At 42.3% G+C, this 13,071-nt stretch carries 11 protein-coding genes; 6 read left to right on the forward strand and 5 right to left on the reverse strand.

All coding sequences use genetic code 11. The features are described from left to right. The first annotated feature begins 46 nt into the window (after positions 1-46). The gene (locus KTO63_RS09800) at positions 47-2,080 is read left to right on the forward strand and encodes an alpha-amylase family protein (protein ID WP_217791086.1); all 2,034 of its coding nucleotides are present in this window, start codon (positions 47-49) and stop codon (positions 2,078-2,080) included. Positions 2,081-2,522: 442 nt separating this feature from the next. Further along, complete coding sequence (gene trxA / locus KTO63_RS09805; RefSeq protein WP_217791087.1) at positions 2,523-2,825, forward strand: thioredoxin; 303 nt, start codon at positions 2,523-2,525, stop codon at positions 2,823-2,825. Between the two features lie 40 nt (positions 2,826-2,865). Here the strand turns inward: trxA and KTO63_RS09810 are convergent, their stop codons facing one another. The 5 genes from KTO63_RS09810 to KTO63_RS09830 all read right to left on the reverse strand — a co-directional run bounded on the left by KTO63_RS09810 (position 2,866) and on the right by KTO63_RS09830 (position 6,399). Continuing rightward, positions 2,866-3,345: a DUF488 domain-containing protein gene (locus KTO63_RS09810; protein ID WP_217791088.1), complete on the reverse strand. Its 480-nt coding sequence runs from the start codon at positions 3,343-3,345 to the stop codon at positions 2,866-2,868. A 209-nt stretch (positions 3,346-3,554) separates the two neighbouring features. Then, the gene (locus KTO63_RS09815; protein WP_217791089.1) at positions 3,555-3,740 is read right to left on the reverse strand and encodes a hypothetical protein; all 186 of its coding nucleotides are present in this window, start codon (positions 3,738-3,740) and stop codon (positions 3,555-3,557) included. Between the two features lie 300 nt (positions 3,741-4,040). Beyond that, the gene (locus KTO63_RS09820; RefSeq protein ID WP_217791090.1) at positions 4,041-4,823 is read right to left on the reverse strand and encodes an MlaD family protein; all 783 of its coding nucleotides are present in this window, start codon (positions 4,821-4,823) and stop codon (positions 4,041-4,043) included. 5 nt (positions 4,824-4,828) lie between these two features. Further along, positions 4,829-5,614: an ABC transporter ATP-binding protein gene (locus KTO63_RS09825; protein ID WP_217791091.1), complete on the reverse strand. Its 786-nt coding sequence runs from the start codon at positions 5,612-5,614 to the stop codon at positions 4,829-4,831. A gap of 8 nt (positions 5,615-5,622) precedes the next feature. Beyond that, positions 5,623-6,399, reverse strand: a complete 777-nt coding sequence (locus tag KTO63_RS09830) for an MlaE family ABC transporter permease (RefSeq protein WP_217791092.1) — start codon at positions 6,397-6,399, stop codon at positions 5,623-5,625. Positions 6,400-6,708: 309 nt separating this feature from the next. Here KTO63_RS09830 and KTO63_RS09835 point away from each other — a divergent pair, with 309 nt between their 5' ends. The 4 genes from KTO63_RS09835 to KTO63_RS09850 all read left to right on the forward strand — a co-directional run bounded on the left by KTO63_RS09835 (position 6,709) and on the right by KTO63_RS09850 (position 12,863). Beyond that, the gene (locus tag KTO63_RS09835; protein ID WP_217791093.1) at positions 6,709-6,984 is read left to right on the forward strand and encodes an ArsR/SmtB family transcription factor; all 276 of its coding nucleotides are present in this window, start codon (positions 6,709-6,711) and stop codon (positions 6,982-6,984) included. Positions 6,985-7,119: 135 nt separating this feature from the next. After that, positions 7,120-8,193 (forward strand): efflux RND transporter periplasmic adaptor subunit, encoded by a 1,074-nt coding sequence (locus KTO63_RS09840; RefSeq protein ID WP_217791094.1) that lies wholly within the window; start codon positions 7,120-7,122, stop codon positions 8,191-8,193. A gap of 147 nt (positions 8,194-8,340) precedes the next feature. Further along, positions 8,341-11,478, forward strand: a complete 3,138-nt coding sequence (locus KTO63_RS09845; protein ID WP_217791095.1) for an efflux RND transporter permease subunit — start codon at positions 8,341-8,343, stop codon at positions 11,476-11,478. 14 nt (positions 11,479-11,492) lie between these two features. Beyond that, positions 11,493-12,863, forward strand: coding sequence for a TolC family protein (locus KTO63_RS09850; protein ID WP_217791096.1), 1,371 nt, complete (start codon positions 11,493-11,495; stop codon positions 12,861-12,863). The last annotated feature ends 208 nt before the right edge of the window (positions 12,864-13,071 follow it).

The following is a 13,071-nucleotide window of genomic DNA, read 5'->3' on the forward strand; positions in this document are numbered from 1 at the left end:
TTGAAGCAATCCGCCCGGAATTATTCCAAATAAACAAAGATGCGTTATGAAGTATAATGTAATGTTATGCAAGCTATTCGTATTGACTTTATTCTCGTTTAATTTATTTGCACAAAACGGTTCAGGCATAAAAACAATTGCGTTTGGAAAGAACAATGTCATTCGCTATGATCTTTCTACAGGTTTTTACGATGTTGTCTTTAACGGCAAGGTCGTAATCAAAAAAGCGTTTGCAGAGGGTCGATCAACTATGTCTTTCACCAGCAAAGATTTATCGAAAAGAACATTTTCTTCCAAAACCATCACAGATAAATTTGGCAAAGGGACCTGCAGCATTGTAACGCTAACCGGCAACAATAACTTGCAGATGCAACAATTGTTTTTTACATATCCGGGCAAAGATTATTTCTTCACACAACTTGTTGTTACAGGCGCAAAAGAAGGCTGCAACTATCTTTCCGTATTAAACAGCGCCGCAGTTGACATGGAAAAAGATGCAGATAATCGCTCAGTTTTCATTCCGTTTGATAACGATGCGTGGATGCGTTATAGTTCTTACAATTTGGATAAAAGTAATTTCACTGGATCTGAAGTTGGGGTAGTGTACAGTGATAAAAACGATCACGGCTTTATTGCAGGTTCACTTGATCAGGATGATTGGAAGTCTGGTGTAATGATTAAAGGACAAAGCGAATCAACATTATTGTTGAATGTTTTTGCAGGATTTACAGACAGCCTCGTAACACGTGACCGCAAGGCTCATGGCTTTGTGGGACTCAATCAAAAGTCATCAGCTTCTCCAAGATTTTTGATTGGTCTTTTTGATAACTGGAAAGATGGAATGGAAACCTATGCAAAGAGTGTGCGAACGCAATCTCCCCGTTATATTTTCAAATGGAACAAGGCAAAACCGATGGGGTGGAACAGCTGGGGCGTACTACAGGAAAAAATAAATAAGGAGAATACTGGCGCGGTCATTGACTTTTTTGCTGATTCCTGCAAAGGTTTTCGCAACGCTGATAACACTTTATATATTGATCTCGATTCATTTTGGGACAACATGACAAGCGGTGGAATCGGCGGCGACATCAGCACATTAAAAGCATTTGCGGATCATTGCAGAGCGAAAGGTCTGCGTCCCGGCGTGTATTGGGCGCCTTTCACCGACTGGGGCAAAAATGCTGACAGAAAAGTAGAAGGGTCTGATTACAAATACAAGGATTGTTGGCTCACAGTAAATGGACAGTATCACGACTTTGACGGAGGAAGAGCGATGGATCCAACACATCCGGCAACGCTGGCAAAGATTGCGTTTTACATGAAACGCTTTAAAGAATGCGGCTTTGAAATGATCAAGATCGATTTTCTCGGACATGCTGCTATTGAAGCAGATCATTATTTCGAAAGCAACGTTCACACGGGCATGCAGGCATACAAAAAAGGAATGCAATATCTGAATGATCAAATGGCAGGCACTATGCTTGTGTACGCGGCTATCTCCGCCAATATTGCAACCAGCAAATATGTTCACATGCGTCGCATCGCCTGTGATGCATTCAAACAAATAAATGAAACTGGATACACGCTTAACAGCACCGGACTGGGCTGGTGGCAAAATGAGTTGTATGATTTCGTAGATGCCGACCACGTTGTGTTTGGCAATGAAAGCGAAGGTGTTAATAAAGCACGTTTAACCTCATCTCTCATTACCGGGACGTTAATAACAGGCGATGATTATTCTAAAGACGGCCAATGGAAAGAGCGTGCAAAGAAGTTCCTGCAGAATAAAGACATTATTCAGCTTGCACAGGCAACGAATAATTTCCGTCCTGTTGCAATTGAGGTGGGTGATAAAGCACCAAATATTTTTGCGAGCGTGGGAAAACAATATACCTACATAGCAGTGTTGAATTATGATGACGCAGAAAAGCAGTTTACTGTTGACTTGACGAAGCTTGGTTTGAAGAATGCAAATCACACGACAAAAGAACTTTATTCAGGTAAAGAGAGAAATGTTGGGAATACTTTGCAATTAACATTGCCTGGCAAAGATGCGGTGATTTATAGGATATCGAATTAGTGTGAACATGTTAAAGGGATTGCTTCGCCTCGTCCCCGACGAAGCGATCTTTGCCTAATGTGTTCGGTATTCATTTTCTGCAGAGGCTCGCAATGACGTGTAACCTCGGAACTTGAATGGAAACTGCGAGGCAATAAAACAAGACTGTGGCGTCATTGCGAGACCAGTGGAGCAGGAAGGTCGTAGAAGATTAAGAGTGCGGAACATGAACTAATCGGTCGAAGCAATCTCATTGAGAGTGCTCTACCGATGTGAGGTCCCAGACAATGATGACTTTCATAACAAAGACAGAATAGGCAGGAATCGTTCATTAGCAAAGCGTTTGAGTTAATACTCAGGCGCTTTTGTTTTTTTCCGAATTTTATCATATTAATCTACGGGCGGACCGGTATAAAAAACCGCTGCGGTACAATTTTTTGGCAACTAACTTAAATCAATGTTTATGGAAGGAAATCAAAGCTTTGGCAATCTGATAAATGGGAGCAAGCCCGTGGTGGTTGATTTTTTTGCAGAATGGTGCGGCCCTTGTAAATTGATGCCTCCCATTCTTAAAGAATTGAAGGACATGGTGGGCGACAATGCCATCATCATTAAAATAGATGTCGACAAGAATCCGAATGTTGCAGCTGCCTACAATATACAAGGAGTTCCTACGATCATGATATTCAAAAACGGCAAAGTGATGTATCGCCAGAGTGGAGTAGTGCCAGCAAAGCAGTTGAAAATGGCGATGGATCAGGTGTAGAGACAAGGCATTGCCTTGTCTGAACGGGCACGCCCAATACCTAGTTCGCAATTTCATTCTGCGAACGCAATTCCCCGTTCTCATCAATATGCTGCACGTCAACGTTCAGTTCATTCAACACTTTGCCGATCAATTTACTTCGGTGGCATTCAGAAGGTTTGCTTTCGCTGCACATTAGTACAACCCTGATATTTTTTTCGTAAGCCGTTTCAATTCGTTTGATACCGTTTTTAAAAGCCTCGGTTTCTGCCAACAGGTCGTAATTCACTTTGCCTTTTTCATCGTAAAACTTACTGTTCGCAGGTCGTCCGCCAAGCGCTTCCCCCATGAAGAGGTAAGTGATATTGTTGTCTTTCAATGTATCAGCGAGTTTCCGGGCAATATATTGAGGGTTGTGTTTCGAGTAGGGAATAGAGCGCACATCAATCAGGTATTGAATATCAAACTGCTTTAGTAAAGCGATGAATTCTTCAATTGTTCGAGTGCCGTGACCGATTGTGTATATAGGGTGTTTAATCATGGTGATTGCAGCCGGTAGTCCGTGGCCGGTGGCCGGTGTTTTAGTGCGGGAATGTTTATAATAATTTCATACCAGTGAATGTTTATCATTTTGGTTGGATGTTCTAACCAACTACTGGTTGCCGGCTACTGGCACCAGAGAAAAACACCAAAAGGAGGCTTTCGCCTCCCTTTTTCCATGTACGCCTATAAACGGCCCTGTTTATTAGCTTAAGCTTCGAAAGATTGTTTGTTTGCATTGGCTTCTGCCATCAGTTCTTTAGCCGCTTGCAATGCAAGTTCCTGTATTTGTTTACGGATCGTCGAATTTTTAATTTCATTCGCCAGCGAAATAATGGCCAGCGCGGTTTCTATTTCCTTATTTACCCTTCTTTCTGCGTTTAGATCGTTATTCATAAGCATCTTTTGATTTCAGTTAACAAGCGATGACTTAGTCGCAGGAATTTCCGGGAGGGAAACAACGTGGAGGAATTTTTTTACTGCAATCACCACAGACTGAATAACTGAATAACTGAGTAACTGAATAGTTCAAAGTCAATCGGTTAGGTTGGTCAAAAAAGCGCTTTGCTTTAATACAGATCAAATCACATCAAGCTAGTTGGCCATCAACATTCAGTTATTCAGTTACTCAGTTATTCAATTATTAGCAAAAAAATCCGTGTAAATCAGTCCAATCCGTGTCATCGGTGTGCTATTTTAGTTTTTAGTCGCTTCCCTTGTCGAGTCAGCTGACTTCTTCGCTTCGCGTTCTTTCTTTTTTTGTTCCTTTTCTTGCTGTTTTTCTTTTTTACGGTAGTATTTTTTGAAGAGGAAATTTGAGTGTAAGGCCTCCATGTTTTCACTAAAGCCTTCAGAGCCTTTTTTAACGGAAGTCAAAGCCGCCTTAGCCGAATTTGATGTGCTTTCCAAACTTTTTGCCAGGCTGTCGCTGTTTAGCAAACGGCCGATCGTGCCATGGCCAGAATTCACCTTGGTAATCATGTCGGAAAGACTATTCGTCATTACTTCAGCGTTGTCAATAATGCGTTTTGCTTTGCCCAATACCTTGTCGTACTCAATAGGATTGATCGTTCTGATCTGATCACCGTCCTTTATAGGCACCGAGGAAGCCATCATTGTAGAATCGATGGCGCTGCTGATCACCACTAATTTATCCCCCATCAAACCATCGGAGCCTATGCTGGCGATCGCGTTGTTTTTTAGAAACTTTTTTACTTTGGATTGCAGTATCATATCCACGCGGGCAAGCGAATCGGAAATGATTTCTATGGCGTCAACAGTTCCTACATTAATACCAACAAAACGCACGTTATTGCCCACTTGCAGGCCACCAACATTTTTAAACGTGCCATACACTCTGAATGTGCTCTTGAACATATTCTTTTTGCTGCCGATAACAAAAATGCCAATGAACAATACAAGCAATGCAACAATAGTGAATGCACCCAGCTTAATTTTTTGTTGTGGTGTGGTTTTCATTTTATCTATTTGAAGAATGAGTTTACTCGCTCATCCTGTGATTTTTCGAGGTCTTTGTAAGAACCTTCTGCAATGAACTTACCCTCATGCAAAACCAGGATACGGTCGCCCGTGATCTTAGCGCAGGCCAGATCATGCGTAATGATGATAGACGATGTCTGGTATTTTTTTCTCAGGTCCATAATCAATTGGCTGATCTCTTTTGATGTGATGGGATCAAGTCCCGTTGTTGGCTCATCATACAACATGATAGCGGGTTTCAATATCAGAGTTCTCGCTAGTCCGATCCTTTTGCGCATACCACCGGAAAGGTCACCCGGCATTTTGTCAATGGCATCTTTTAGTCCTACTGCATCCAAGACATCCTCCACCTCTTGATTGATCTTGCTGTCATCCTTCATTTTCAGCACACGCGTCAAGGGAAAGGAAAGGTTTTCCCTCACCGTCATTGAATCATACAAAGCACCGCTTTGAAAAAGGAAACCCAGCTTTAAACGGATTTCTTTTAACTCATCTTCAAGCAGCTCTTTAATCTCTTTTCCAAAAACTTTTAACGATCCTTCATCATAGTCCAGCAATCCAACAATGCATTGTATCGTTACAGATTTACCCTGTCCCGATCTGCCCAGCACAACTAAATTTTCTCCTTTACAGAGCGTGAGATTGATATCTTTCAAAACTTTATTGTCTTCAAACGATTTTTGCAAATGTTCCACTTTTATGACAATATTGTTATCATCCGTTTTAGCTTCAGTTGCTTGTTTAGTTTCAATGGTTAATTCATCTTGCATACTAACGTTTAATTATAAGCGAAAATGTTTGTTAGTTGTACAGCAATGCCGTCCAATATTATGATCCATAGTGAGGCGCTTACTACGGCTGAGTTGGCTGCATGTCCTACGCTTTCTGTTCCTCTGTTGGAATGATAGCCGTGATAACAACCAATAAAACCAATAGCAAACCCAAAGAATACGGTCTTGATAACTCCGGGAAAAAGATCGCTGAAAGCCAAGGCATTGAATGCCTTGTTGAAGTATAAGTGCAGACTAACTTTGTTATCTAAATTGGAACCAACAAATCCTCCGAAAAGAGAGATTGCGTCGGCCATCAAAGTCAATAGCGGAATCATGAAAGTGCATGCCAGGATACGCGTTACCACCAGGTATTGAATTGGGTCTGCGCTCGAAACTTCCATAGCACTGATCTGTTCTGTTACCTTCATGCTTCCCAATTCTGCGCCAATACTCGAAGCTATTTTTCCGGCAGAGATCAGAGCAATGATAACAGGTCCGATTTCTCTTACAACTGAAACCGATACCATGCCGGGAACATAACTCGCAGCGCCGAAATCTTTTAACGTTGGTAGGGACTGAAGCGTTAGAACAAACCCCAGTATGAAGCCGGTTACTGCGATAAGTGGGAATGATTTATAGCCGATAATAAAGCACTGGCGGAGGAATTCGTTCCACTCAAATCCTTTCCTTAAAAGATGGCGAACAAAGGAGAGGAAGAAGTTCACCTGGTCGCCAACCTTTTCAAGTAATTTGTAAACGCCGGATTTGATAGTCTGTTCCATGGTAAGGAAAACAGAAAGTTTTAAATCCGCTTAGCTGATAACTTCCTGCAAGCCAATAGGTATAAAACAGTGCCGCCAGAGTAGGGGTATTTTGAAGAGGTTTTGTGGAAAATAATGCCCAGCGGGGCGTTTAACGCTAAACGCTTAATGCTTAATGCCGCCGGAAAGCTGCACATTTGCGTTAGGCGTTAGGCATTTAGCCTTAAGCAGTTATTTTTCCCGGTACAATTCCTAAAGAAAAGTTGTTTTTGCAACCAATTTAAATATTTGAATAAATAAATTTGTTTCTTTGTGAAAATTCATGCAACAATGGATATCAAAAGAGCAGAGAAAATTTCCAAAGCATTGGCTGATGCAAACCGCCTGACCATTCTTAAGGAAGTGAAGAAGAGCAAAGATTGTCTGTATTGTGTGGACCTCAACGAAACCCTCGATCTGGCCCAGCCTTCCATCTGTCACCACTTGAAACAGTTAATCGACAATGAACTCATTTCTTCTGAAAAAGAAGGCCGTAATGTGAAATACTCTCTAAACAATTATGTGATAGATGATTACATCAAGTTTTTGGAAGGACTAAAAGTCTAAAAAAAAATTTTTTAATTTATTTATCGAAATATTTAAATAAATCAATAGGTTTGTATTCTATTTCAATTTTGAATTCTGACATAAAGATGCAATTTATTTATTGAAATATTTAAATAAATCGAAAAAAGAAACACCATGCTGACAGATTTTAGAGGAGCGAAAAGACTATTGAACTTATCCTTATTCATTATTGGTTCATCTATTTTCCTGGCCGCTTGCTCCAGCCAGGCAAAAGAACCCAATCACACGGCCATCAACACCGTACCTCAGGCAACTGCTGTAGACGGTAACATTATAACTCCTTCGGTTTTAACTGACATACTGGAGGTAACTGGTACGCTGGTGGCTAATCAACAGGTGGATATTGCGAGCGAGCTTACCAGGAAGATAGTAAGCGTGAATGTAAAAGAAGGATCGCTCGTGAAGAAAGGCGCTTTGCTTTTTCAACTTGACGACGCAGACTTGAAAGCGCAGCTTGAAAAATTGCAGCAACAGGAAAAGCTTGCAGCGCTTAATGAAGAAAGGCTTCGTGATCTTATCAAACATGAAGCAGTGGTACAACAGGATTACGATCAGGCTTTCACCAATTTAAAAGTATTGCAGGCGCAAATACTCGAGTTGAAAGTAATGATCGACAAAACGCGCATTCGTGCACCGTTTGATGGACAGATCGGTATCATTCACGCATATCCCGGTGCCATCGTTTCTACCAACACGATATTGACCAACATTCAGGATAACAGTTCTGTAAAAGTTGAATTCAATGTGCCGGAGAAATACACAAACACAATTACTCCTGGTAGTTTACAGAAGTTCACTGTTGCTTCTGACAACAAGCAGTACGCTGCAAAAGTAGTTGCCCGCGAATCAAAGCTGGATCAGAATACAAGAACCTTGCTGGTTCGTGCGGTAGCAGATAATTCAGGAAGGACATTGATGGCTGGACAAAGTGCTAGATTGAACTTATCGCTACATTCATCCAACAACGCCTTACTGGTTTCATCACAGGCATTGATGCCTTCTTCACAAGGCTACAATGTGTACGTTGCCAAAGATGGCAAAGCACAGATAGTGCCCGTGGAAATTGGCCAGCGCAATCCCTCAAACGTAGAAGTGCTGAAAGGTTTGCAACCCGGCGACACGGTGATAACGAGCAATTTGTTAAGACTTGTACCTGGTTCTGCGATTCGCTTTGTTACTGTTAAATAGGTTTTGAGTTGTGAGTATTAAGTTTTGAGTAAGGTTCCCGATTTTAAAAGTCAGCCTAACGGATGCTGGCACTTCCTACTCAAAACTTATAACTCAAAACTCACAACAAAATCCGTCCCCACATACTATAATTCATACAACATATTTATGAGTGCTATTTCACAAGTAAGCATATCCCGGCCTGTGCTGGCGGGGGTAATGTCAGTCCTATTGATTTTATTCGGGATCGTTGGTTACACGTATCTCGGTACAAGGGAATATCCTGTAACGGATTCACCCATTGTAACAGTAACCACCGTGTATCCCGGTGCCAGTGCGGATATCATCGCTTCGCAGGTTACGAAACCTTTGGAAGAAGCGGTTGCAGAAGCAAACGGCATTCGAGCCATCTCGTCTCAATCAAGAGAGCAGGTGAGCATTATAACAGTAGAGTTTAATTTGAATGCAGATCTGGAAGCTGCTGCAAACGACGTACGGGACAAGGTTTCCAAGTCGCGTCAACAATTACCAACAGACATTGAACCTACAATAGTTGAGAAAGCGGGTCCTGCAGATTTTCTCGTGTTTCTTACTGTTCAAAGTGATAGTAAGAGCCTTGAAGATATTACTGACTTTGTAAACATCAATATCAAAGAAAGACTGCAATCCATACCCGGAGTGCGTTTGGTTGATACGTATGCGGGTCGTAAACGTGCCATGCGCCTGCGCATGGACCCGGTTAAACTCGCTGCGTATCATTTAACGCCAGCTGATATTCAGACTGCGTTGCAAAAAGAAAATGTCGATTTGCCAAGCGGAAGAATTGAAGGCGACAATACAGAGGTTACACTTCGTACACAAGGAAGATTGGTGACAGAAGATGATTTCAACAACATGATCGTGAGTGAGAAAGGCGGCGCTATCGTTCGGTTCAGAGATGTTGGTACGGCTATTATGTCCTCTCAAAACGAGCGTACAGCAATGATCGTAGGCGAAGGACAAACAGCTCGCTACGGTGTAGGTACCGGAGTTCAACCGCAACGTGGTGCGAACTCCCTGGCTATCGTGGATGAATTTAAAAAACGCTTTGATGATATCGTAAAATCCGCACCGAAAGATTACATCATTTCTCTTGGTAAAGATTTCACTGTTCCGGTGCGTAACTCACTGGCCGAAGTAGAAGAGACTTTGCTACTTGCATTTGGTCTCGTGGCAATGATCATTTTTATTTTCTTACGGGACTGGAGAAGTACGATCATTCCGTTGGTTGCGATTCCGGTGTCGATCATTTCTGCATTCTTCATCATGTACATCTGTAATTTTTCCATCAACGTGTTGACGCTGCTGGGATTGGTACTCGCCATCGGGCTTGTGGTGGATGATGCGATTGTAGTTCTAGAAAATATTTACAGCAAAGTAGAAGAAGGCATGACGCCGTTACAAGCAGCGAGAAAAGGTTCGGACGAAATTTACTTCGCGGTTATTTCTACCACTGTAACACTCGCGGCGGTGTTCTTGCCAATACTGTTCCTGGGAGGAATTACAGGAAGACTGTTTAAAGAGTTTGCCATCGTGGTATCTGGTTCTGTATTGATCTCAGCTTTCGTTGCGCTGACCCTTTCGCCAATGATGAGTGCCTATCTGCTGAAAGCAGGAACATCACATGGATGGTTGTATCGCAAGACAGAGCCATGGTTCGAAGCATTGAACAGAGGCTATGCGAAAACACTGAGAGCGTTCTTTAAAGTAAGATGGCTTGGCTTTGCAATATTGCTGATATCATTTGGAGTAGCATATTTTCTCGCTCCTAAATTACCATCCGAGTTGGCTCCGCTGGAAGATAGATCAATGGTAGGTTTGGCGGTTATCGCACCTGAAGGAACATCTTACGAAAGCATGGAGCAGACTATGAAGGAGATCAGCAATTATGTGTCAGATTCTATTCCTGATTTGAATGAGAACAGAACATACGCAGCAGTTGCGGCTTCTTCCGGAACGCTGGTTCAGCCTGTAAATGGCGGCTTCCAGTGGATATTCCTGAAAGATCCGAAAGATCGTAAAAGCGGAATGACGCAACAGCAGGTGTATGAAAAACTAGTAGCGGCATCTGGCCGGTTCAGAAATGTAATTTGTATTCCGATACAAATACCAACCATCGGGGGTTTCTCAAGTTCCCAACCTTTGCAATACGTTATTCAGGCTCCTGATTTGAAAAGCCTTGAAGATGTTATGCCGAAGTTGATGGGTGAAGTTTACCAAAGCAAAAAGCTCAGTTTCCAGGACCCCGACTTCAAGATCAACCGTCCGGAAATAGGCATCACCATTGACAGACAACGCGCCGCACAACTTGGTATTTCAACACAGGAAATAGGAAGAACATTGCAACTGGCATTGAGTGGAAGACGATATGGCTACTTCATTTACAATGACAGGCAGTACGAAGTGATCGGACAACTGGAAAGAAAAGAAAGATCTGCACCAACCGATTTGAGTTCATTGTTCCTGAAATCAGGAAGCGGAGATATGGTGTCGCTGGATAACCTTGTAACAAGAAATGAGAGCGTGAGTCCACCCGCTATTTATCGCTACAACCAATCTTACAGCGCTACCATTTCTGCAACGCCTGCAGCAGGTGTAAGTCTTGGCGAAGCGATCAAAGAAATGGATGGCATCGCAACAAAAGTGTTACCAAAAGGATTCAGAAAGGACCTTGCCGGACAAAGCCGCGACTTTTCTGAAAGCAGCTCCAGCCTTGTGTTTGCTTTCATCTTTGCGATCATATTGATCTATCTGGTATTGGCTGCACAATTTGAAAGCCTAATCGATCCATTCATCATTTTGCTCACAGTGCCAATGGCTGTTACCGGAGCATTGTTGAGTTTGTGGCTCACACATCAATCCATCAATGTATTTAGTGAAATCGGTATCATCATGTTGATTGGTTTGATTACAAAGAATGGTATCCTCATTGTTGAGTTTGCCAACCAAAGAAAGCAGGAAGGAATGAGTGTGAAGGATGCGATCCTGGACGCCGCGATCTCACGTTTCAGGCCAATTTTGATGACAACATTGGCGATGATCTTTGGTACACTGCCAATTGCATTGTCATTGGGCACTTCATCAGGAAGCCGGACATCACTGGGTATCGTAGTAGTGGGTGGTTTGTTGTTCGCCGGTGTGCTTACGTTGTATGTCATTCCTTCGGTGTATTCATTCTTCTCTCGTCCATATAAAAAGAAAGTTGAAACCGGCGTTGTTCCCAGTGGTCATGGGGAACTGATTGCTCAACCTTCTATTGTTCATTAAATAAAATAATAATCATGCACGCGGATAATTTTCATTTTAAATATTTAGTCTACACATTGCTGCTGTTCATTGCGTTGTGTTCCATCTCGTACGTCGCGAGTGCACAACAGCCGGGTGTTCAGCGGTTGTCTATAAAAGATGCGGTTTCGATGGCCGTACAACATAACAGGGAAATAAAGATCAGCAGCCTGGATATAAGCAAAGCACAGGAAGGTTCAAAGATAGCTCGCAGCAAATATTTACCTGTAGTTGGCGTAACCGCACAAGTGTCTCATTATTTTTCTCAACCCATATTTTTTGGGTTGGGAAATAATGGCACCGATGATAAAATTCCATACAGCCGTTTCGGCGGAAAAGATCAGGCGTTAGGAGCATTTAATATAGTTCAGCCTTTGTACGATCCATCAGCGAAATCTGCTAACACACAAGCGAAACTTTTAGAAGAAGAAAGCAGGCTTTCATTGTCGGATAAACAAACGGCGGTTGCAGCGTATGCACGCCAAACTTATTTACTGATAGTTGTATTGGGTGAACGTATCAAACTACAAAAAGAAAGTCTTTCGCGTAATGAAAAAGCCTTGCAGGACGCACGATCGCTGCTGGCGCAGGGCCGTGCATTGCGTGTAGACACTTTGAGAGCGTATACATCCGTAAAGAACCTTGAGCCTGATCTATTGAAATTGTCCAACGCCATTGATGTAAACAAGCAACAATTGAAAACATTGCTGGGCCTTGATTCATTGCAGACAATCGAACTAACAGATTCCATCGCCTTGCCGCTTGCAGAAAAGACAGTGCCTTCTGAGGAGGATGTATACAACCAGGCAAAAGAAAAAAGAGCGGACCTGAAGGCTGTTGCTTTGCAACAACAAATAAGTGATCAACAGATTCAATCGGCGAAAGCGGATAAGCGACCTAATGTAGCGTTGGTGGGACAATATATGATACAAACGCAAACGAATCAGTTTAACTATGCTAATGCTTATTATCCATCGACAACTTTTGTTGGTGCACAGGTGAACGTACCGATATTCAGCGGGTTCAGTAAGGATGCAAAGATTCAGCAGGCAAAGATTGATAAGCAACAGGCAGTGTTGCAAACTGAAAACGTGTATGAGCAATTACGTGTGGATGTGAAGCAGGTGGTATCAGCACTGAATGAGACGAGTGCACGCATGCAAACAAGAATAAACGTTAAAGAAACGGCACAGCTGAGTTATGACATCACACAATATCGTTACGCAAAAGGTGTGGCGTCAAGACTTGAGTTAACAGATGCTGAACTGGCGCTTACTGGTGCACAACTGAATTATTTAGAAGCAGTGTATGATTATTTGACCGCGCAGATTTCGTTGTACCGCGTTACGGGGAGAGTTGAAAATTGAAAATTGAAAATCGAGAGTTGAAAATTGAGAGTTGAGAGTTGAGAGTTGAGAGTTGAGAGTTGAGAGTTGAGAGTTGAGAGTTGACAAAAGTGTAGTCGTTGAAGATACAATATTTGACCTAAAACATCGAATGGTTGACTGCGAATAACTCTCAATTCTCCATTCTCAATTCTCCACTAATTTTCGTGTTTGATATATTGTTTTTTAA

It is taken from the genome of Pinibacter aurantiacus, from assembly GCF_019130065.1.
Taxonomy (GTDB): Bacteria; Bacteroidota; Bacteroidia; order Chitinophagales; family Chitinophagaceae; genus Pinibacter; species Pinibacter aurantiacus.

Coding starts and splice junctions, on each gene's coding strand:
- KTO63_RS09845 (WP_217791095.1), top strand. CDS start 8,341: ATGAGTGCTATTTCACAAGTAAGCATATCCCGGCCTGTGCTGGCGGGG.
- KTO63_RS09830 (WP_217791092.1), bottom strand. CDS start 6,399: ATGGAACAGACTATCAAATCCGGCGTTTACAAATTACTTGAAAAGGTT.
- KTO63_RS09825 (WP_217791091.1), bottom strand. CDS start 5,614: ATGCAAGATGAATTAACCATTGAAACTAAACAAGCAACTGAAGCTAAA.
- KTO63_RS09820 (WP_217791090.1), bottom strand. CDS start 4,823: ATGAAAACCACACCACAACAAAAAATTAAGCTGGGTGCATTCACTATT.
- KTO63_RS09835 (WP_217791093.1), top strand. CDS start 6,709: ATGGATATCAAAAGAGCAGAGAAAATTTCCAAAGCATTGGCTGATGCA.
- KTO63_RS09840 (WP_217791094.1), top strand. CDS start 7,120: ATGCTGACAGATTTTAGAGGAGCGAAAAGACTATTGAACTTATCCTTA.
- KTO63_RS09850 (WP_217791096.1), top strand. CDS start 11,493: ATGCACGCGGATAATTTTCATTTTAAATATTTAGTCTACACATTGCTG.
- KTO63_RS09815 (WP_217791089.1), bottom strand. CDS start 3,740: ATGAATAACGATCTAAACGCAGAAAGAAGGGTAAATAAGGAAATAGAA.
- trxA (WP_217791087.1), top strand. CDS start 2,523: ATGGAAGGAAATCAAAGCTTTGGCAATCTGATAAATGGGAGCAAGCCC.
- KTO63_RS09800 (WP_217791086.1), top strand. CDS start 47: ATGAAGTATAATGTAATGTTATGCAAGCTATTCGTATTGACTTTATTC.
- KTO63_RS09810 (WP_217791088.1), bottom strand. CDS start 3,345: ATGATTAAACACCCTATATACACAATCGGTCACGGCACTCGAACAATT.